At 34.0% G+C, this 19939-nt stretch carries 18 protein-coding genes; 5 read left to right on the forward strand and 13 right to left on the reverse strand.

Features of this window, described 5'->3' with window-relative positions; genetic code table 11:
• The first annotated feature begins 3 nt into the window (after positions 1-3).
• Together radA and HNP35_RS01575 are read left to right on the forward strand one after the other, a co-directional pair.
• Positions 4-1365 carry a DNA repair protein RadA gene (gene radA, locus HNP35_RS01570; RefSeq protein ID WP_184159105.1) on the forward strand — a complete coding sequence of 454 codons (1362 nt, stop codon included), beginning with the start codon at positions 4-6 and terminating at the stop codon, positions 1363-1365.
• A 20-nt stretch (positions 1366-1385) separates the two neighbouring features.
• The gene (locus HNP35_RS01575; RefSeq protein ID WP_184159103.1) at positions 1386-3350 is read left to right on the forward strand and encodes a transglycosylase domain-containing protein; all 1965 of its coding nucleotides are present in this window, start codon (positions 1386-1388) and stop codon (positions 3348-3350) included.
• Positions 3351-3632: 282 nt separating this feature from the next.
• On the opposite strand, the gene HNP35_RS01580 is transcribed toward HNP35_RS01575, so the two are convergent.
• From HNP35_RS01580 to HNP35_RS01590, 3 genes are all read right to left on the reverse strand, one after another.
• On the reverse strand, positions 3633-4670 hold the full coding sequence (locus tag HNP35_RS01580; RefSeq protein WP_184159101.1) for an aldo/keto reductase: 1038 nt from the start codon (positions 4668-4670) through the stop codon (positions 3633-3635).
• Positions 4671-4929: 259 nt separating this feature from the next.
• Positions 4930-5874, reverse strand: a complete 945-nt coding sequence (locus tag HNP35_RS01585) for an OmpA family protein (protein WP_184159099.1) — start codon at positions 5872-5874, stop codon at positions 4930-4932.
• 113 nt (positions 5875-5987) lie between these two features.
• A complete protein-coding gene (locus HNP35_RS01590; RefSeq protein WP_184159097.1) occupies positions 5988-6749 on the reverse strand; it encodes an exodeoxyribonuclease III in 762 nt (253 codons plus the stop codon).
• Between the two features lie 118 nt (positions 6750-6867).
• Between HNP35_RS01590 and HNP35_RS01595 the strand changes: the two genes are divergently transcribed.
• On the forward strand, positions 6868-8670 hold the full coding sequence (locus tag HNP35_RS01595) for a GNAT family N-acyltransferase (RefSeq protein ID WP_184159095.1): 1803 nt from the start codon (positions 6868-6870) through the stop codon (positions 8668-8670).
• A gap of 156 nt (positions 8671-8826) precedes the next feature.
• Here the strand turns inward: HNP35_RS01595 and HNP35_RS01600 are convergent, their stop codons facing one another.
• From HNP35_RS01600 to HNP35_RS01615, 4 genes are all read right to left on the reverse strand, one after another.
• Positions 8827-9087, reverse strand: a complete 261-nt coding sequence (locus HNP35_RS01600; RefSeq protein WP_184159093.1) for a TM2 domain-containing protein — start codon at positions 9085-9087, stop codon at positions 8827-8829.
• 199 nt (positions 9088-9286) lie between these two features.
• Positions 9287-9559 carry a TM2 domain-containing protein gene (locus tag HNP35_RS01605; protein ID WP_184159091.1) on the reverse strand — a complete coding sequence of 91 codons (273 nt, stop codon included), beginning with the start codon at positions 9557-9559 and terminating at the stop codon, positions 9287-9289.
• 79 nt (positions 9560-9638) lie between these two features.
• On the reverse strand, positions 9639-10286 hold the full coding sequence (locus HNP35_RS01610) for an RDD family protein (RefSeq protein WP_184159089.1): 648 nt from the start codon (positions 10284-10286) through the stop codon (positions 9639-9641).
• 148 nt (positions 10287-10434) lie between these two features.
• Positions 10435-11385 (reverse strand): 2-hydroxyacid dehydrogenase, encoded by a 951-nt coding sequence (locus HNP35_RS01615; RefSeq protein ID WP_184159086.1) that lies wholly within the window; start codon positions 11383-11385, stop codon positions 10435-10437.
• A 255-nt stretch (positions 11386-11640) separates the two neighbouring features.
• Between HNP35_RS01615 and nhaA the strand changes: the two genes are divergently transcribed.
• Entirely contained in the window at positions 11641-12798 is a 1158-nt protein-coding gene (gene nhaA, locus HNP35_RS01620; protein WP_184159084.1) for a Na+/H+ antiporter NhaA, read from the forward strand.
• A complete protein-coding gene (locus HNP35_RS01625) occupies positions 12795-13289 on the forward strand; it encodes a hypothetical protein (RefSeq protein ID WP_184159082.1) in 495 nt (164 codons plus the stop codon). The genes nhaA and HNP35_RS01625 overlap by 4 nt, the downstream gene beginning before the upstream one ends.
• Before the next feature lie 180 nt (positions 13290-13469).
• Here HNP35_RS01625 and proC read toward each other — a convergent pair whose 3' ends face one another.
• The 6 genes from proC to lgt all read right to left on the reverse strand — a co-directional run bounded on the left by proC (position 13470) and on the right by lgt (position 19918).
• Positions 13470-14246 carry a pyrroline-5-carboxylate reductase gene (gene proC, locus HNP35_RS01630; protein ID WP_184159080.1) on the reverse strand — a complete coding sequence of 259 codons (777 nt, stop codon included), beginning with the start codon at positions 14244-14246 and terminating at the stop codon, positions 13470-13472.
• Between the two features lie 111 nt (positions 14247-14357).
• Positions 14358-15707, reverse strand: a complete 1350-nt coding sequence (gene mgtE, locus HNP35_RS01635) for a magnesium transporter (RefSeq protein WP_184159079.1) — start codon at positions 15705-15707, stop codon at positions 14358-14360.
• Positions 15691-16476: a 16S rRNA (adenine(1518)-N(6)/adenine(1519)-N(6))-dimethyltransferase RsmA gene (gene rsmA / locus HNP35_RS01640; RefSeq protein ID WP_184159077.1), complete on the reverse strand. Its 786-nt coding sequence runs from the start codon at positions 16474-16476 to the stop codon at positions 15691-15693. The genes mgtE and rsmA overlap by 17 nt, the downstream gene beginning before the upstream one ends.
• A 162-nt stretch (positions 16477-16638) precedes the next feature.
• Positions 16639-16950, reverse strand: a complete 312-nt coding sequence (locus HNP35_RS01645; RefSeq protein ID WP_091489692.1) for a DUF4286 family protein — start codon at positions 16948-16950, stop codon at positions 16639-16641.
• A gap of 104 nt (positions 16951-17054) precedes the next feature.
• A complete protein-coding gene (locus HNP35_RS01650; protein WP_184159075.1) occupies positions 17055-18836 on the reverse strand; it encodes a tetratricopeptide repeat protein in 1782 nt (593 codons plus the stop codon).
• A 251-nt stretch (positions 18837-19087) separates the two neighbouring features.
• A complete protein-coding gene (gene lgt / locus HNP35_RS01655; protein WP_184159073.1) occupies positions 19088-19918 on the reverse strand; it encodes a prolipoprotein diacylglyceryl transferase in 831 nt (276 codons plus the stop codon).
• Positions 19919-19939: the final 21 nt, after the last annotated feature.

Below are 19939 nucleotides of genomic sequence, written 5' to 3' on the forward strand. Positions count from 1 at the left end.
ATAATGTCAAAAGTTAAAACTTCCTTTTTTTGTCAGAACTGCGGAACCCAATATGCCAAATGGCAAGGACAATGCAATGCCTGCAAAGAATGGAATACGATTGCCGAAGAAATCATTCAAAAACAGGATAAAGTTGCCTGGAAAAGCGAATCTGCTCAAACAGGAAAAGCGCCAAGACCTTTAAAAATTAACGAAATTGATTCTGCTCAGGAAGTTCGAATGGACACGACTGATAGTGAATTAAACCGTGTTTTGGGCGGCGGACTTGTCCCTGGATCTTTAACGCTTTTGGGCGGTGAACCCGGCATCGGAAAAAGTACGCTTTTGCTACAAGTTTCTTTAAAATTACCTTATAAAACTTTATATGTTTCTGGAGAAGAAAGTCAGAAGCAAATCAAAATGCGCGCGGAAAGAATTACGCCAAACAGCGAAAACTGTTATATTCTAACCGAAACCAAAACGCAAAACATCTTTAAACAGATTGAAACCATTCAGCCCGAAGTTGTCATAATTGACTCGATTCAGACTTTACATACCGATTATATTGAATCGACAGCTGGAAGTATTTCTCAAATTAGAGAAACCACTGCCGAATTGATCAAATTTGCTAAAGAAAGTAATATACCCGTTATTTTAATTGGACATATTACCAAAGATGGAAACATTGCTGGTCCAAAAATCTTGGAACACATGGTTGATACTGTTTTACAATTTGAAGGCGACCGAAATCATGTGTACCGAATTTTACGTTCCTTAAAAAACCGCTTTGGTTCTACCGCAGAATTAGGAATTTACGAAATGCTAGGAAGCGGATTACGTGAAGTAAACAATCCTTCTGAAATTTTAATTTCACACAAAGACGAAGAACTTTCTGGAACTGCAATCGCCACAACTCTCGAAGGCATGCGTCCGCTGATGATCGAAATACAATCTTTAGTAAGTACGGCAGTTTACGGAACACCACAAAGAAGCACAACGGGCTACAACGCCAAAAGACTAAATATGATTTTGGCTGTTTTAGAAAAAAGAGCCGGTTTCCGCTTAGGCGCGAAAGACGTTTTCTTGAATGTTACGGGAGGAATTTCAGTTGATGATCCTGCAATTGATTTAGCTGTTGTTGCTGCAATTTTATCTTCAAACGAAGATATTCCGGTTGGAAAAGGCTTTTGTTTTGCTGGCGAAGTTGGACTTTCTGGAGAAATTCGTCCTGTAAATCGTGTTGACCAACGTATTCAAGAAGCCGAAAAATTAGGTTTTGATACTATCTTTGTTTCTAAATACAACAAAATTGCTTTAAAAAATACAGGAATTAAAATCGAATTGGTTGCTAAAATTGAAGATGTTGCCAGCATTCTTTTTGGTTGATTTCTGATAAAAATACCACTATGAATTTTCCAAAACAAAAAATATACAAAGCGCTAAAAATACTAGGAATAATACTGGTTTTGATTTTAGTTGCGCTTTACTATTTTCGCGATTCACTTTTAAAACAGGCCATTGCAAAAGTGACTCACAAAATGGCGGTTCAATACAACAGTAATTTTTCTGTAGAATCTGCTTCTTTTGATGGCTTATCAACTATACATTTAACCGATGTCGTTTTGGCTCCAATAAATGCTGATACATTAGTTAAAATAAAAAATGTAGAAACCAGTATTAGTTTGAGCAATTTATTGATTGGAGATGTTCAAATTGGAACTTTGAAAGTTGACAATGGCTACATTCAGTTAGTCAAAAAAGGAAAAAAGCGAAATTTTGATGCTTTCTTAAAAAGAGATCGAGAAGAATCAGAGTCAAATGAAAAACGCAAATATGCTTCGTTTGCTTACCGAATTATTTCGAAAGTATTAAATTTAGTTCCAACCGATATGGATTTGAAAAACTTTAAATTCAAAATCGACGATAACGGAAAACTAACTTCGATCGATGTAAACAAATTGGTTTTAAACAACAAACAGCTCGAAACCAATCTTCATGTTCAGGCAAAAGATTTTGATCAACGTTGGAACATTAAAGGTTTTGCAGATCCGAGAAATCAAAAAGCAGATATCCGATTTTTCAATTTAGATACTGGCGCGATTCGTGTTCCGTATTTAGATCAGCGTTACAACTTAAAAGCAAGTTTCGATTCTATTCGACTGAATCTTCAAAATATTGATAAAAGTGGTAGTGAATTGCATATTGACGGATTCACTTCTATTGTTAATCTTAAAATCAATCACCCAAAAATTGCCAGCAAAGATGTCGTTATAAAAAATGCTCGTTTTGATTATCGATTTTTACTAGGAGATAATTTTATTTCTATCGACAGCACTTCGACAATGCAACTGAACAAAATAAAAGTGCGTCCGTACATTTCTTACGACACCGAAAAAGACACGGTTTATACTTTGAAAGTTGATATTCCGAAAATGAAAGCGCAGGATTTTATCGTTTCGCTTCCTGATGGTTTATTTACCCATTTTCAAGGAATGCAAGCAACTGGGAATTTTGATTATAAATTGGATTTCAAATTCAACAAAAACAAACCCAATACACTTGTTTTTGACAGTAAACTCAACAAAGAAGATTTACGAATCACGAAATATGGCGAAGCCGATTTAAATAAATTAAACGGCGAATTTGTTTATCGCGCTATTATTCAGAATGTATTACAACGACCTGTTTTGGTTGGAAATGCCAATCCGAATTACACGCCTTTAGACCAAATTTCTCCGTATTTGAGAAAATGTGTCCTAACGACAGAAGACCCTTCTTTCTTCTCACATCGCGGATTTATCAATGAAGCTTTCAAACAATCGATTCTAAAAAACATTAGAACTAAAAAATTCTCTCGCGGTGCCAGTACGATCAGCATGCAGTTGATTAAAAACGTTTTTCTGACAAGAGAAAAAACGCTTTCGCGAAAGCTAGAAGAAATTCTTTTAGTTTATATTTTAGAAAACAACCGAATAGTTAGCAAGGAAAGAATGCTGGAAGTCTATTTCAATATTATTGAATGGGGACCGAATGTTTATGGAATTGGCGAAGCAAGTCATTTTTATTTCCAAAAAAGCCCAGCCGACTTAAATGTTGACGAATGCTTATATCTGGCAACGATTATTCCGAAACCAAGAAAATTCATGTATCAATTTAATGATCAAGGAAATTTGAAAGATTACGCGATTAAAAACCAGAAATTCTTAAGAAACTTAATGTTCAGAAGAGGTCTTTTGGTTCCTGAAGATACAATTGGCATTTTACCAGTTTACATTTCAGGAAATGCACGTTCTTTAATCAAAATCAAGGCTCCAGATTCTACAGCTATTAAAACCGATTCTTTGGCTGTTGAGGATGAATTTGATTTGTAATGATTTGCCACGAAGGCACTAAGACTCGAAGGTTTATTTTAATCTCGCAAAGCGCAGAGCCACAAAGTTTTTTCATAGCCCCTAGCTTCAGCTAGGGGAATAAAATCAGATAAAGAAAAGGGCTTTAGCCAAACTAGTATGTTTGGCTAAAGCCCTTTTCTTTCGCTTATATTTTCATCCAGCTAAAGCTGGATGCTATTAAATTAATAGATTAAACTTTGCGGCTCTGCGCTTTGCGAGATTAAAATAAACCTTCGAGTCTAGCGCCTTCGTGGCAAAAAATTAAGGCGCAGGATCAGGAATTATAGCCTGAACTGCATCAATTTCAGCTAAGATTTCTTTAGAAAGAACCACATCAATTGTGTCGATGTTTTCTTTTAATTGTTCTAAAGTTGTTGCACCGATAATTGCACTTGTTAAGAATGGCTGTTGCAATACAAATCCCATTGAAAGTTCGGTTAACGTTAAACCGTGTTTTTTAGCGATTTCTAGATACAATTTTGTTGCTTCGGTACATTGATCGCTATTGTAACGTTTATACTGCGGGAAAAGGTTTACTCTTGCTTTCGGATGAGCTTCTCCAGTTAAAAATTTTCCAGTCAAGACTCCGAATGCTAAAGGCGAATATCCTAATAATCCAACATTTTCATATTTTGAAACTTCGGCAGAATTTACTTCGAATAAACGATTCAATAAAGAATACGGATTTTGAACTGTTTTGATTCTTGGCAGATTGTTGTATTTACTTTCTTCCAAAAGACGCATCATTCCCCATGCATTTTCGTTAGAAACTCCGATATGTTTGATTTTTCCTTCTTTGATTAAGCCGTCGAAAGTTTCAAGGATTTCTCTGAAATTATCTTCCCAAACATCATTATGTCCGTGAAAAGCACGCTGTCCGAAATTATTGGTTTTTCTTTCTGGCCAGTGCATTTGGTACAAATCGATATAATCGGTTTGAAGTCTTTTTAAACTCTGTTCAACAGCAAATTTGATACTTGCAGGAGAAAAATCTAATTTCTCACGCATATATCCAAAATTAGGATTTGGTCCAGCAATTTTAGAAGCCAAAATCACTTTATCTCGATTTCCTGACTTTTTAAACCAAGTTCCAATAATTTTTTCTGTACTTCCATAAGTCGCTTCACTTGCCGGAACTGAGTACATTTCGGCTGTATCAAAGAAATTTACTCCTCTTTCTAAAGCGTAATCCATTTGAGCATGTCCTTCAATTTCTGTATTTTGTTGCCCGAAAGTCATTGTTCCAAGGCATATTTTACTAACTTTTATATCGGTGTTGGGTAATGTAGTGTATTTCATTCTTTTTGAGATTCTAAGGTTCTAAGTGGCTAAGATTCTAAGTTTTTTTTCTTTTTAAATATAAGCTTCAAAGATACAACAGGATTTTACAAATGAGAATTTCATAAAAGTTAAAAAAAGAATAAGATTCTTTTTTAAAGATACTAAGGTACTAAGACGCTAAGATTCTAAGTTTTTTATTGGTAATAAAAAAGGATTCAAGTAAAACTTGAATCCTTTTTTAAATCTTAGCATCTTAGTATCTCAGAACCTTAGCAACTTAATTAATGCTATTAAGCATCTCCGCGATCTCGTCTAATCTAGGAGTTAAGATAATCTCGATTCTACGGTTTTTTGCTTTTCCTTCTGGAGTAGCGTTGCTTGCTAGAGGAGAAAACTCGCTTCTTCCTGCTGCGGTTAATTTTTGTTTATTGATTTTTGGATTTTCGCTTAAAATTGCTACGATTGCCGTTGCTCTTTTAGTAGATAAGTCCCAGTTGTTTGCAATTGGTCCAGAACCAGCGTAAGGATCATCATCTGTATGGCCTTCAATTAAAACAGAAAGATCAGGATTGTCGCCTAAAACTTTTCCAAGTTCTACAACCGCTCTTTTACCTTCTGCTCCAACAGCCCAACTTCCAGAGTTGAAAAGTAATTTGTTTTCCATAGAAACATATACTTTTCCGTTTTTATGTTCTACAGTTAGACCTTTACCTTCAAAACCTGTCAAAGCCTTAGATAAAGTTTCTTTTAGTTTACGCATTGCTTCTTCTTTAGCAGCAATCATATCTTCCAATTCTTTCAAACGATTAGCTGTTTTATCCAAACGTGCTTGTTCGTCTGCAAGTGCTTTTCCTTTCGCTTCTAGCTGTGCTAATAATTCGCGGTTTTTAGCCAAGTTTTTCTCTAATGCATCGTTACTATTTTTCTCCAATGCATTGTAAGAATCTTGTAATACTTTATATTTTTTCTGCTCTGCGGCAAGATCAGCTTTTTGTTTTGCTAAATCATCTTTTGTGCTTGCAAGATCTTTGGTTAATTTATCACGATCTAATTCTAATTGATTTTTTGCTTTCTTCAAATTATCGTTTTCATCTGTAATAGAACGATTTTCTTTTTTCAAATCAGAGTATTTTGTTTCTAAGTCATTATAAATTTTCTTAGAAACACATGATGTTGCGGAAAATGCTAATACTAGCAATCCGATGGAGGCTTTTTTAATCATCTTTAATTGGTTTTATTTTTTGGGCGTTTAATAATTTTAAACATCAAGATTCAATGCCAATGGCAATATCAATTTTTAAACTTAAATTCTTTCAGCAAGAACAATACCAAAAATTATTCAATTTCGACTAAAACCGGACAATGATCTGAATGCATAGCATCTGGTAGAATAACAGCTCGTTTTAATCTCTTTTCTAATACATTGCTTACCAAATTATAATCGATACGCCAACCTTTATTATTTCCTCTTGCCCCTGCGCGGTAACTCCACCACGAATAATTATGCGGTTCCTTATTAAAATGACGGAAACTATCAATAAAACCAGATTTCATAAAAGCATCCAACCAGGCACGTTCTGCAGGAAGAAACCCTGAAACCGTTTTATTACGAACAGGATCATGAATATCGATCGCTTCATGACAAATATTATAATCGCCACAGATAATCAGATTCGGAATCGTAACCTTTAATTCGTCTATATACTTTTGGAAATCATCCATAAACATAAATTTATGATCCAATCTTTCGATATTCGTTCCGGACGGAAGATATAAACTCATAACCGAAACATCATCAAAGTCAGCTCGAAGGTTTCTGCCCTCAAAATCCATATGGTGAATACCAGTTCCAAAAACGATATTATTAGGTTTTGTTTTCGAAAGAATCGCTACTCCACTGTATCCTTTTTTAGTCGCAGGATAGTAATACTGAAACGGATAACCCGCTGCAGTAATATCGTCTACCGGAATTTGATCCTGTGTTGCTTTTATTTCCTGAAGACATATTACATCAGGACTTGCTTGTTGAAGCCACTCTATAAAACCTTTGTTTATTGCAGCTCTAATTCCGTTTACATTATAAGAAATAATTTTCATCAGTGATTTTTTTAGGATTTCAAATGTAATAAAAAAGTGCAAAGTTTGTCTTGGAAACAATGAAAAGTAGAGTTTTTTGTTATCTTTGTTCGCTGTTCTAATAAATTAAAAGTACTACATGGGTTTAGTTACCGCGAAAGAAGTTGCAAAGGCAATAAATGTTGAAAAGTACGGAGTTTTCGGTACGTTTTCTGGCTGGATTCTTATGAAGGTTCTTAAGATATCAACCCTTAATAAAATTTACGATCGTAATAAACATTTGGAAGACCTTGCGTTTCTAAACGGAATTTTGGATGAGATGGAAATCAAATTTGAAATCCCTGAAGAAGACTTAAAGCGTTTGCCGAAAGATGGCGCATACATCACTATTTCTAACCATCCGCTTGGAGGAATTGATGGTATTTTGCTTTTGAAATTAATGCTTGAGAGAGAGCCAAATTTCAAAATCATTGCTAATTTCCTGTTACACAGAATTGTTCCGATGAAAAAATACATTATGCCGGTGAATCCTTTTGAAAATCATAAGGATGCAAAATCTAGCGTAATTGGTATTAAAGAAACTTTACGTCATTTAAGCGATGGAAAACCGTTGGGAATTTTCCCTGCCGGAGAAGTTTCAACTTACAAAGACGGAAAATTAGTTGTAGATAAACCTTGGGAAGAGGGCGCAATTAAATTGATCAGAAAAGCAAAAGTTCCAGTTGTTCCAATTTATTTTCATGCTAAAAACAGTAAATTATTCTACTGGCTTTCTAAAATTGACGACACTTTAAGAACTGCAAAATTACCTTCTGAACTTTTAACGCAGAAAGACCGTGTAATTAAAGTTCGTATCGGAAAACCAATTTCTGTAAGTGAACAAAACGAAATTGAATCTTTTGAAGAATACTCAGAATTCTTGAGAAAGAAAACTTATATGCTTGCCAATCCGTTTGAGAAAGACACCAAACTGCTTGACACAGCTAGTCTTAAAATACCTAAAGCACCAAAAAAAATCGTAACGCCTGCAAGCGAATCAAAACTGATTGATGAAGTTCAAGCTTTAAGAGACAGTGACTCTAGATTTTTACAAAGCAAAAACTACGAAGTCTTCTTTGCAAGTGCCAAACAGATTCCGAACATTTTGCACGAAATTGGCCGTCTTCGCGAAATTACTTTCCGTGAAGTAGGCGAAGGAACAAACGAATCTATCGACTTAGACGAATACGATCAATATTATCACCATATGTTTTTATGGGATGATGAAACTAAAAAAATCGCCGGAGCTTACCGTATGGGATTAGGTTCTGAAATTTATCCAAAATACGGAATTGAAGGTTTTTATCTAACAGATCTTTTCAGATTTGAGCCAGAACTTCACGATATGATGCACAAATCTATCGAAATGGGTCGTGCATTTATTGTGAAAGAATATCAGCAAAAACCAATGCCTTTATTCCTTTTATGGAAAGGTATTATTCATACAACTCTTCGCCACCCAGAACACAAATATTTGGTTGGAGGTGTAAGTATCAGTAATCAGTTTTCAGATTTCTCTAAATCATTGATGATTGAGTTCATGAAATCAAATTATTACGATCCATATATTGCGCAATACATTCACCCGAAGAAGGCGTATAAAGTTAAACTTAAAGATGCCGATAAAGATTTTATCTTCGACGAAGCAGAATCTGATCTTAATAAGTTTGATAAAATCATTGACGAATTAGAACCAGGAAACTTACGTTTGCCTGTTTTAATTAAAAAATACATCAAACAAAATGCACGTGTAGTTGCTTTTAACGTTGATCCGCTTTTCAACAATGCTATCGACGGCTTAATGTATATCAGAATTGCAGATATTCCGGAAAGTACAATGAAACCGGTTATTGAAGAATTTCAGATTGAACTAGAAAAGAAATTATCTGAGAAAGAAGATTAATTATCTTTTCGATATAAAACTAAAAAATCCCATTTGCTTAAAAATAAGTAAATGGGATTTTTTAGTTCATACTCATCAAGCGAAACACCAAAGTCTTCTAAAATAAAAAAACTCTCAATTCTAGAGAGTTGAGAGTTTCTTAATTACAACTTTTATTTAAAACCAAGGTTTTTTCCCAACCTGATATGTTTGATAAAACTCGTCATCAGATTTTGTCAAATAAATGATCCCTTCAACAAATCCAACCATTCCACCTATCCCGCAAGTAACAACACTAACAATCAACTGTATAATTCCTTCTTTTTGGTAACCTAAATAAAATTTATGTACTCCAAATGCTCCTAATAATATCCCTAAAACTCCAGCAGTTACTTTTTTATTCTCTACTTTTCCTGAATTCAATTCTCTATTTTCCATGTTTTAAAAATCTTTAATTCCCTACTCTTAAGGCTTTTCAGTTACTCCATTTACTCTTTTTAACAAAGTGCAAGATTACCTACTATACAGAGCTTCAATAGGAACTATAAGTTTTTATTGTAATAGAAAAAGACATTTTTACACATAAAAAAATCCCATTCATTTCTGAATGGGATTCTTAAATATGATTTATTTTTATTTAAAACCAACCTTTGTAGCCAACTTGATAGGTTTGGAAAAATTCCTGATCCGATTTTGTCAGATAGATAATTCCTTCAATAATTCCGATTATGGCACCAATTCCACACATAAGCCCCAGAATAAGCTGAATTATTCCTTCTTTGGTATAACCCAAATAAAACTTATGAACTCCTAAGTAGCCTAACAAAATGGCAAAAATACCCGCAATTACTTTTTTGTTTTCCTGATCATACCGCGGATTATTCCAATCTTCTCTTTTTGTATTTTCCATTTTTATTTCCTTTATAGTTAATAATATAGTTTTACAAATCGTTAAATTTCAGATTAAATCCGCACAGACAAATCTTGTTTTATTTGTCAACAACCATTGTTCTAGCAGCTAAATCATGAAGGGCTCTTTTATCGTCATTCAACAATGATGTCAAATAGATTACCGGAAAAATAGCACACATACCTTTAATTAAATTTCTCAAAATAATATTAAATGCAAGAATATCTCCATTTTGCTCATAGTCAACAGCTTTTATTGATAGAACTAATTTTCCTAATGAAGATCCTTTCAATAAAAGATCACAGGCAATAAAATAAATAAAGGCAAACAAAATAACAAACAAACTCGCTTCAGGCAGAATAAATGCCAAAGCAAGATTTACAGCATAAATAATGACTACATCCAAAATAAATGCTCCTATTCTTTTTCCAAAATCACAAGGAACAAGACCAATCGAATGATTTTCTTCATTCGACGTGTTTCCTAATCTGTTTCTAGTATCGTATTCATGTGATGACAATACAGATCCTGGAACATAGGTTGTGTTACAAAAAAAACAATTTAGTTCATCGCCCAATTCTCTAATCTTAAGTAATGGAATAAAGAAAATATGAAAATAAAGCTGATAGTTTTTCAAATGATAACTTTCTTGTCTTCTGCAATTTGGACAATCAAATTTTCCTGACTTAATAGTACTTTGAACCGTTTTCCTTCCGTAAATAATCATAGCATTTTAAATTTATAAGTTAAGTTTTGTTTTTGGGGGATTTTATTTCTAAATATTTTGTTAAAAATTTAAACAATATTATTAAAAATTACCACACAAAACTAATTCACTTTAAAATTTAAAATTAAAAGAAGTCGTAGTTAAGTTGTTAGCTTACATTATAAACCGCTTTTATCTTATCTACTATCACTTGCGCTAAACGTTCGTGACTTTCAAAAGTCCATCCTGCAATATGCGGCGTTAGCAAAACATTTTTAGATTCTAATAAATATTGAAATGCTTCTGGCGTATTCTTATCTTGAAAAAGCGTTTCAAAAGAAAGTTTTTCATACTCCAAAACATCCAAACCTGCACCAAGTACTTTTTTCGTTTTCATAGCCTCAACCAAATCGGCTGTAACTATATTTTTTCCACGTGAAGTATTTATAATCCAAAACGGCTTTTTAAAGGCATTTATAAAGTCCGTATTGACCATTTTATCTGTTTCTGGTGTCCAAGGAAGGTGAAGACTTAAAACATCTGTTTTTTCTTGCAATTCTGCCAAAGAGACCTGTTTGGCATTTTCGTCTCCAACATTATCCAAAATATCGTAACATAGAACTTCTGTATCAAAACCTCTCAGTTTTTTAGCAAAAGCTTTTCCCATATTTCCGTAACCGATAATTCCGACTGTTTTCAGATTCAATTCATGACCACGATTGCTTTCTCGATTCCATTGTCCTGATTTTACTTCAGCATCTGCTTGATTTAAATTATTAAATAAAGATAAAATTACGCCAAGCGAATGTTCTGCAACAGCATTGCGATTGCCTTCTGGAGCAGCAATAAGATGAATTCCCTTTGAAGAAGCGTACTCACAATCAATACTTTCCAAACCTGCACCGACTCTCGCAATAAATTGCAACTTTGTTGCAGCATCCAAAAATGTCTTGTCAATCTTGAAACGGCTACGAATTACAATTCCGTTATAATCTTGAATTTTTGCCTCGATTTCTTCTTTTGAAGATTTAAAATCAGCATGGTTTTCGAAACCTGCTTCTTCCAATTGATTCCAAAGAATTGGATTATTGCTGTCGATATGAAGAATTTTTACGCTCATTATTTTTTGAATTTTATAAAAACAAAAATACGGTTAATTTAATCTCGCGAAGTCGCAAAGTCGCAAAGTTTTTTTCATACATCTGTCTCAAATTTATGCAGATTGCTCATTTCGTAATTAAGTTAAACAACCAAAACAAAATTTCGCGTTTTTGCGCCTTTGTTGCAAATCCTTTTTTATTGCTTAGAATTTTTCTAACTTTGAAAGTATTCGGATTCATCAAATCCATACTCTAAATCTTCAGAATTCTTTCAAATGAAATTAACCAAAACCTTTAAAGCCTTTTTTGAAAACGAAAAATCGGGAGGAGTTATCTTGCTTTTTGTAACGCTTTTATCATTATACCTCGCTAATTCTTCTATTCAAATACCTTATGTTGCTTTTTGGGAAAAAGAAATCTCAGGACACACCATAACCGAATGGATCAATGACGGATTGATGACCATTTTTTTTCTTTTAATTGGATTAGAACTGGAACGTGAAATTTATCACGGTGAATTGTCTAATTTTAAAAACGCCTCTTTACCCATAATGGCTGCTTTTGGCGGAATGTTGGTTCCCGCTGCCATTTTCCTGGTTTTAAATTACGGAACTACAACTCAAAATGGCGCTGGAATTCCGATGGCAACAGATATTGCCTTTGCAATTGGAATTTTGTCCCTTTTAGGAAATCGAGTTCCTGCTTCACTAAAAGTGTTTTTAACGGCTTTGGCTGTTATTGATGATCTAGGCGCTATTATCGTAATTGCTGTTTTTTACACCACATCTATTTCTTTTCTAAATCTCGGAATTGCGCTTGGAATCTGGATTCTTTTATTTATTTTGAATCGAATGAAAATTCACAATCTGATTCCGTATCTAATTGGAGGTGTAATTATGTGGTACTTTATGCTTAATTCTGGAGTTCATGCTACCATCACTGGCGTAATTTTGGCATTTGTTATTCCGTTTGGAGATGGCGGAGAAAAAACTTCTTCATACAGATTACAGCATTTTTTACATCAGCCAGTCGCCTTTTTCATTTTACCTTTATTTGCAATTGCGAATACAGCTCTGACAATAGAATCGAATTGGCACGAAGGCTTAAATCATTCTAATACATATGGAATTATCCTCGGACTTGTTGTTGGAAAACCATTAGGAATATTGCTTTTCTCATCGGTTGGTGTTACTTCTGGTTTATGTATGCTACCAAAAAACCTAAAATGGGCACATATTCTCGGCGCAGGCATGCTTGGCGGAATTGGTTTCACAATGTCAATTTTTATAACTGTTTTAGCTTTTAAAAATCCTGAAGTTATTGTTTTTTCTAAAATAGCCATTTTGATCGCTTCTTTCTTAGCCGGACTTTTTGGTTTTCTTTTTCTAAAATATGTCTTGAATAAAAAACACAATGATTTGCTTGAGCTATGAACAAGATTCTATCACTTCTATTTTTAACCTATCTGATTTTGACAGCTTGTAATCAAAAAGCAGAGAGTAATCCTGCTGCTGGAGATCCAAAAATCGAAAACACTGTCAAAGAGCAACTTTCAAAAGACGAAATCGAGGGAACTTACAAAGCAGATGGTTGTGATCTTTCGGTAATTATTTCAAAAATAAAAAATGATTATCAATACACTTTTAAAACAAGTATTCGCACTTTGAAAGGAAAAGCGACTTATTCTAAAAACAATTCTGGAGAAAAATATGTTACTTTAGAAGGAATTAAATGGGATGAATATGAGGGCGATTTAAGTAACGAAAGTGACTCGGTTTCCCAAAAAGAATTAGAAATTCCCGTTGGAATTGATGCTTTATATACGAAAGATACTTTGACGATTCAGAACTATGGAAATTCAATGAATTCATATACAAAGATTTCTGAATGTGGGTTGAAGTATATTCAATTGATTAAAAAGTAACTTTCAAAGAAAAAAATTCCAAATTTCAATCTTTGGCGAGCTACTTGTGGAGATTCCTCGTTCCTCGGAATGACAAACTTAATCTGGAAGTTCACTTAAAATAAAAAATTCCAAACCCCACTTTTAAAATTGGAATTTGGAATTTATCCCGACACTTCGGGATTGGAATTTCTTTAAAACCTAACCTTTAATCTGTTTCAAAGAAGTTTTAATTCCTTTAATTAAAGATGAACTGAAACCATTGTGCTCCATTTCATTTAAACCGACAATTGTACAGCCTTGTGGTGTCGTTACACGGTCAATTAATTGTTCTGGGTGTACTCGTTCTTCTAAAAGCATTTTTGCTGCTCCTTTTACCGTTTGAGCCGCAATTGCTAGAGCAGTATTAGAATCAAATCCAATTTCGATTCCTGCTTGCATAGAGGCACGAATATAACGCAATGCATACGCTGTTCCGCACGCGCCTAAAACTGTTGCTGCATCCATTAATTTTTCGTCGATTACAGGCGCAGTTCCTAAATCTTGGAAAAGATCAACAATTGGCGAAGCATTTTCCTTGTATTTTTCTGGAAAAGAAATACAAGTTGCCGATTCTCCAAACTGTGCCGCAATATTTGGCATGATGCGAACAACTGGATATTCAAAATTTGTTTTAGTTTGAAGCATTTCCAAAGACAATCCGCTTACTGCAGAAGCTATGGTTTTGTTTTGAATAACTGGCAAAATTTCAGCTAAAACTGTATCAACTTGATACGGCTTTATAGTCAAAATTACAACATCAGCATCTTGAATATTGTGTTTATTATCGTTAGAAACAGTGATTCCGTATTCTGATAAATATTGAATACTTCCTGTATTTCTTCTTGTGACAGTAACTTGGTTGTTTTTCGAGAATTTAGCAATTCCCAAGGCAATAGAAACCCCAAGGTTTCCTCCTCCAATAATGTGTACTTTCATTCTGGTTGGCTTTAATTATTTGTGGCTGTAAACAGCATTTTTTTCCGCCTGTAAATTACGCAGATTTTAGAGATTTTAAATCACTGTTATCTGCTAATTTGTGGCAAAAATCTAAAATCCAAGAATTAAGTTTGCTACTCCAAAGTAGAGCATAATTCCAAATACATCGTTGGTTGTTGTGATAAACGGACCAGTAGCAATTGCGGGGTCAATTTTATTTTTGTTCAGGAAAAGCGGTACTAAAGTTCCCAAAGTTGCCGCAAAAAGAATCACGACAATCATCGAAATTGAAATCGCAAATCCTACCAAATATTGCTGGTACATTATAGAATGATAACCTAACAAAAGCAACGAAATAATACTTCCAGAAATCATCGAAACGGTAATCTCTTTGGTAAAATAACCGCGACTGAAATCTTTCAGCGTTCCGTTTGCCAAACCTTGCACCACGATTGCAGATGCCTGAACTCCAATATTTCCTGCGGTTGCAGATAATAACGGCACAAAAATGATTAAAGTAGAATATTTTTGAAAAGTTCCTTCGTTTCCTTTCAAAACAAAAGAAGCTACAATCTCGATCACCATTCCGATCAAAAGCCAAGGTAAACGCGCTTTAGTTAATTCATAAACGCTGTCATTCGATTCAACGTCTTGTGTAATACCTGCCGCTAACTGGTAATCTTTATCAGCTTCTTCCTTGATTACGTCTACGATATCGTCGATGGTAATTCTTCCTACCAAACGACCTAATTCGTCAACCACCGGAATCGCTTCTAAGTCATATTTCTGCATGATACGAGCGACTTCAACGTCTTCTGTATCAACATTTACAAAGTTTAATTTTCGGATATAAACCTCTCCAATTTGTGTTTTGGTAGAAGAAGTCAATAAATCTTTAAGTGAAAGTCTTCCTTTTAAACGGTTTTCATCATCAACTACATAAATAGAATGCACTCTTGATACGTTTTCTGCCTGAATTCTCATTTCTTTAACGCAGGTTAAAACGTTCCAATTTTCATTCACTTTTACAAGTTCTTTTCCCATCAAACCACCAGCCGTGTTTTCGTCGTAACGCAAAAGATCAACAATGTCTTTAGCATGCTCAACATCGACTAATTCCGAGATTACCTCAGCTTTTATTTCCTGCGAAAGCTCTGCGATAATATCGGCAGCATCATTCGTTTCAAGCTCATCAAGCTCTTCAGCAATTTCTTTTGGTGAAAGTCGGCTTAAGATATTTTCACGCAGATCTTCTTCTAATTCTAGAAGAATTTCGGCTGTTTTATCACTATCTAAAACTTTAAAGATATAAGTAGCTTCGTCAAAATCTAATTCATCTAAGATTTCGGCGATATCGGCGTGGTGCAAATCATTAAGTAAAACTTCAAGTTCGTTGTCGTTTTTCTTATTGATAAGTTCTTCTAACTGATGTATAAATTCTTTACTAACTTTGAACTCCATCGGCTTCTATTTTTTGAGTTAGTGCAATAAATTCATCGACGCTTAACTGCTCGGGACGTTTATCAAAGATAGTGTCTTCTCGCAATTTATCTGATAAATTTAATGTTTTCAAACTGTTACGTAATGTTTTTCGTCTTTGCTGAAAAGCAGTCTTTACAACCGTAAAAAATAGCTTCTCACCACAAGGAAGGCTGTAATCTTCCTTTCGGGTCATTTTCATCACACCCGATTTCACCTTGGGCGGAGGAATAAAAACATTTTCGTCTACAGTAAACAAATACTCAGTATCATAGAAAGCCTGTGCTAGGACAGACAAAATTCCGTATGTTTTTGATCCTTTTTTCTCGCAGATTCGTTCCGCAACTTCCTTCTGGAACATTCCAGAAAATTCCGGAATCTGATCTCTGAACTCTAATGTTCTAAAAACAATTTGAGAAGAAATATTATAAGGAAAGTTACCAATAATAGCGAACTGCTTATTTTCGTAAACTTGATTTATATTGTATTTCAGGAAGTCTTCTGAAATAATTTTGTCTTTTAATTTTGGATAATTGGCATCGAGATACGCAACAGATTCTGTATCAATTTCGATTACTCTGGTTGTAATTGGCTTTTCAAGTAAATATTTAGTAAGCACACCCATCCCTGGCCCTATTTCTAAAACCTCATCGTATCCTTTAAGACTCAAAGTATCTGCAATAGCTTTGGCGATGCTTTCGTCTTTAAGAAAGTGCTGTCCTAAATGTTTTTTTGCTTTTACTTTTTCCATTTCATTTCTTGTTTGCCACGAGGCTGCAAAAGTATTCTTTTTGTTGTAAAGGCACTAAGCTTATTTAACTTTTTTTGCCACTAAGACTCGAAGCCACAAAGTTTTATTTTTTTCTCTCAGTTATGAAACTAAAAACTGTGACTGCGACTGAAAACTAAAAAATTAGTGTTCAGAAATAACTTCTAACTCTGTTCTAAACGAAAGCATCTTATCTGCAAATAAGCCTAATGCTTCTCTGTGAAATTCTGGTTCGTCTTCGATGTAAAACTTATCCAATGTTTCTTTACTGTCTGTCACATATTGTGTCGAGTAAGTAATTCCGCCCATTTCTTCTTCAACCAAAACTTTTACTATTCTAGCCGAAGAGAATTTATTGGTTGCCAGAATTTCCGGTATGTGTTTTTCCTGCATCCATTTTAACCATTGGTCGTGAACGCTTTCGTGTATATTGGTGGTAACGTTGTAAATGATCATTTTTTTCTAAGGTTCTGAGATTCTAAGGTGCTAAGGTTCTGAGTTTTTTCTAGAAGCTTAAATAGATTCTCCTATTACTAATTCTTTTTTGTGAGTTTGGAATTTTATAAATTCTTATCCCCTCTTAACTCGCGGTATTTTTTTCTGGCATCGACAAAGTAAATACTGTCTTGATGATTAAAAATTACCTTTTCATATAAAGGTTTTGCCTTTTCTGTATCTTTTAGTTCGTCGTTATAGATTTCTGCTGAGAAAAACAGCGCTTCGTCAACATAAATTCCGTCGCTGTGATTGTCAATGATTTGCTGATATTGGCTTAAAGCCGAAGCAAAATCTTTCTGGCTTTCGTAAACTTTTCCTAATCGAAGTAATGTTACAGCTTCTATTTCCTGACCTTTGAAGGTTTTTAAAATATTCTGAAACTGTGCAATTGCTTCCTGTTTTTTATTCTGATAAATTAAAAAATCGCCTTTTGCAAATGCTTTCAAAGCAATTTGAGTCGAATCTGCAACGGTATTATCATTAATTAACAGAAAATATTCTAAAGCATCGTTGGCAATTAACTGTGTGTTGGCAGCTTTTAATTCTTTAAATTGTTTATTCGCCCACTCAAAATCGCCTTTGTAATAACTTGTTTTTGCGGCTTTCAAACTGGCTTCGTGCGCCATGACATCATTCTTTAAATCCAATTGAATCTGTGAATAATAAATTAGTGCCTGATTATATTTTTCTTCCAAAAGCAGAATGTCGGCCAATTCCATTTTAGCATCGGCTTTTTGATATTCGTTTAAATTCAATTCCAAAGCCTTTTTGACTACCGCTTTTCCTTCTTCTGTCTTTTTTAAATTAAAAGCCAGAAAATGGGCTTGAATAAGCTGCAAAGATAAGGTAAAAGGATTGATTTCGTAAGTTGCCAGCAATTGCTTTAATTCTTGATCAATTGCTGGATAATCTTTTTCTTGTGAATTATCAATCTTAATCTGCATTAAATTCGCATTGGTCTGAATCAATAAATCCAAATCTTTGGTGTTTTGAAGAATGAAATTCAGAATTTCTACTGCGGTTTCATCGTCATCTTCGTTCATCGCAAACTGACTTAGATTCACGATACTTAATAAAGATTCTGGCTCACGCTTATAAATTGCTTTTTCCTGAATAAAAGCTTTTCCGAATTCTTTTTGCTGTACATAAAACCAGCTCAAATAATGATTCCAGAAAACATCCTGATCTTTTTGGGTTTTAAGAATTAATGCTTTTCGCATAGCATCTTTAAAAGCGGTATTATCCGTTTCACCATTCATAAATCGAGACAACTGCGTCTGGATCAAGTTTGTATTTTGCGGATTTGTAAAGGATTCTGTCAGCAGCAAATCAATCATTAAATCGGTTTTTCCGAGCTGACCATAAAGCATTCCGATTTGGAAATTGAAATTAAAAGTCGGCTGTACCTGCATTGCAGTTTGATACGCTTTTAGAGCATATTCTAACAATACTTTTTTCTCGAAAGAATTGGCAATTCCATAAACATCGTTTGGACTAACTTTAATCTTTTCGATTGCCTGTTCATAATAACTTTTAGCTTTCGAATCGTTTTTCTGCAATTGAAAATTATATCCTAATTCAACCAAAAAAACGCCTTGTTTATAACGGTTAAAACGTTCTTGAATTGCTTTTTCGGCATTTGAAAATTGCTGTAATTGCTGATAACAATCTACAGTTCTCAAAAAATATTGTGTATTGGATGGTGCATTTTTTAAAAGCTCTTCGTAACTGATTTTAGCTTTTTCGAAATCACCTTTGTCATAATAATATTGCGCAAGTTGCTCGTTTTGCCCAAATGCAAAACCAGCATATAATAAAGCGATATATATTAATATGTTTCTCATATTTTTAGTTTTCAGTCTCGGTCGCAGTTTTCAGTCTTGTTTAAACTGTAAACTGTCACTGTATAGTGAGACTTTTTTTTAGTTTTCAGTCGCAGTCGCGGTTTTCAGTCTTGCTAGAACTGTAAACTGTTACTGTATACTGAGACTTTTTTTTAGTTTTCAGTCGCAGTCGCGGTTTTCAGTCTTGCCAAAACTGTAAACTGTCACCGTAAACTGTGACTTTTTTTTTAGTTTTCAGTTACTGTAAACTGTTACTGAAAACTGTGACTTTTTTTACTTTTCCAAAAAATCAAACCTAAACCAATTAATATAAACGGAATACTTAAAATCTGTCCCATATTAATCAGCATATTGTTTTCAAAAGCTTCTTGATTTTCTTTAAAAAATTCAATTATAAAACGAGCTGTAAATAATAAAGTTAAGAAAGTTCCAAAGATTAATCCTTGTGCATTTCTAATTTTCTCCGATTTATACATATAAAACAGAATTACGAAAATCAATATATATGCAAAAGCTTCATATAATTGTGTCGGATGTCTCGGAATTAAATCATCTCTTTGAAAAACAACTCCCCAATTTCCGTTGGTTGGTTTTCCGTAGATTTCAGAATTCATAAAATTCCCCATTCTGATAAATGCACCCGTTACAGGAACTGCAACTGCCATTTTATCCAAAAGTCCAAAAAATTGTACTTTGTATCTTCTACAATATAAAATCATTGCAGTAATTACGCCAATCGAACCTCCGTGACTTGCCAAACCTTGATAACCCACAAACTCATAAGCGCCTTTTATCTTCTGAATTGGTAGAAGAATTTCTATAGGATGTTTGAAGAAATAATCAGGTTCGTAAAAAAAACAATGCCCAAGTCTGGCACCAAGAACGGTTCCGACTATAACATAGATAAGTAAAGTATCAAGATTGTCCAACGAAAGATTTTCTTTTTTGTAAATATTTCTAACAATATAGAAACCCAAAAGAAGTCCGCAGGCAAAAAGAGCTCCGTAATATTTTAAAGGAAAAGTATCTGTGATCCAAAAAATAACGGGATCGACGTTCCAGTTTAAAATTCCGTTTTTCATTAGTCGCAGTTTTTCAGTCGC

Source organism: Flavobacterium notoginsengisoli, assembly GCF_014207905.1.
Lineage (GTDB): Bacteria > Bacteroidota > Bacteroidia > Flavobacteriales > Flavobacteriaceae > Flavobacterium > Flavobacterium notoginsengisoli_A.

Bases quoted from the DNA above. Each gene is read 5' to 3' on its own strand.
- radA (WP_184159105.1), top strand. From the start codon at position 4: ATGTCAAAAGTTAAAACTTCCTTTTTTTGTCAGAACTGCGGAACCCAA.
- HNP35_RS01575 (WP_184159103.1), top strand. From the start codon at position 1,386: ATGAATTTTCCAAAACAAAAAATATACAAAGCGCTAAAAATACTAGGA.
- HNP35_RS01580 (WP_184159101.1), bottom strand. From the start codon at position 4,670: ATGAAATACACTACATTACCCAACACCGATATAAAAGTTAGTAAAATA.
- HNP35_RS01585 (WP_184159099.1), bottom strand. From the start codon at position 5,874: ATGATTAAAAAAGCCTCCATCGGATTGCTAGTATTAGCATTTTCCGCA.
- HNP35_RS01590 (WP_184159097.1), bottom strand. From the start codon at position 6,749: ATGAAAATTATTTCTTATAATGTAAACGGAATTAGAGCTGCAATAAAC.
- HNP35_RS01595 (WP_184159095.1), top strand. From the start codon at position 6,868: ATGGGTTTAGTTACCGCGAAAGAAGTTGCAAAGGCAATAAATGTTGAA.
- HNP35_RS01600 (WP_184159093.1), bottom strand. From the start codon at position 9,087: ATGGAAAATAGAGAATTGAATTCAGGAAAAGTAGAGAATAAAAAAGTA.
- HNP35_RS01605 (WP_184159091.1), bottom strand. From the start codon at position 9,559: ATGGAAAATACAAAAAGAGAAGATTGGAATAATCCGCGGTATGATCAG.
- HNP35_RS01610 (WP_184159089.1), bottom strand. From the start codon at position 10,286: ATGATTATTTACGGAAGGAAAACGGTTCAAAGTACTATTAAGTCAGGA.
- HNP35_RS01615 (WP_184159086.1), bottom strand. From the start codon at position 11,385: ATGAGCGTAAAAATTCTTCATATCGACAGCAATAATCCAATTCTTTGG.
- nhaA (WP_184159084.1), top strand. From the start codon at position 11,641: ATGAAATTAACCAAAACCTTTAAAGCCTTTTTTGAAAACGAAAAATCG.
- HNP35_RS01625 (WP_184159082.1), top strand. From the start codon at position 12,795: ATGAACAAGATTCTATCACTTCTATTTTTAACCTATCTGATTTTGACA.
- proC (WP_184159080.1), bottom strand. From the start codon at position 14,246: ATGAAAGTACACATTATTGGAGGAGGAAACCTTGGGGTTTCTATTGCC.
- mgtE (WP_184159079.1), bottom strand. From the start codon at position 15,707: ATGGAGTTCAAAGTTAGTAAAGAATTTATACATCAGTTAGAAGAACTT.
- rsmA (WP_184159077.1), bottom strand. From the start codon at position 16,476: ATGGAAAAAGTAAAAGCAAAAAAACATTTAGGACAGCACTTTCTTAAA.
- HNP35_RS01645 (WP_091489692.1), bottom strand. From the start codon at position 16,950: ATGATCATTTACAACGTTACCACCAATATACACGAAAGCGTTCACGAC.
- HNP35_RS01650 (WP_184159075.1), bottom strand. From the start codon at position 18,836: ATGAGAAACATATTAATATATATCGCTTTATTATATGCTGGTTTTGCA.
- lgt (WP_184159073.1), bottom strand. From the start codon at position 19,918: ATGAAAAACGGAATTTTAAACTGGAACGTCGATCCCGTTATTTTTTGG.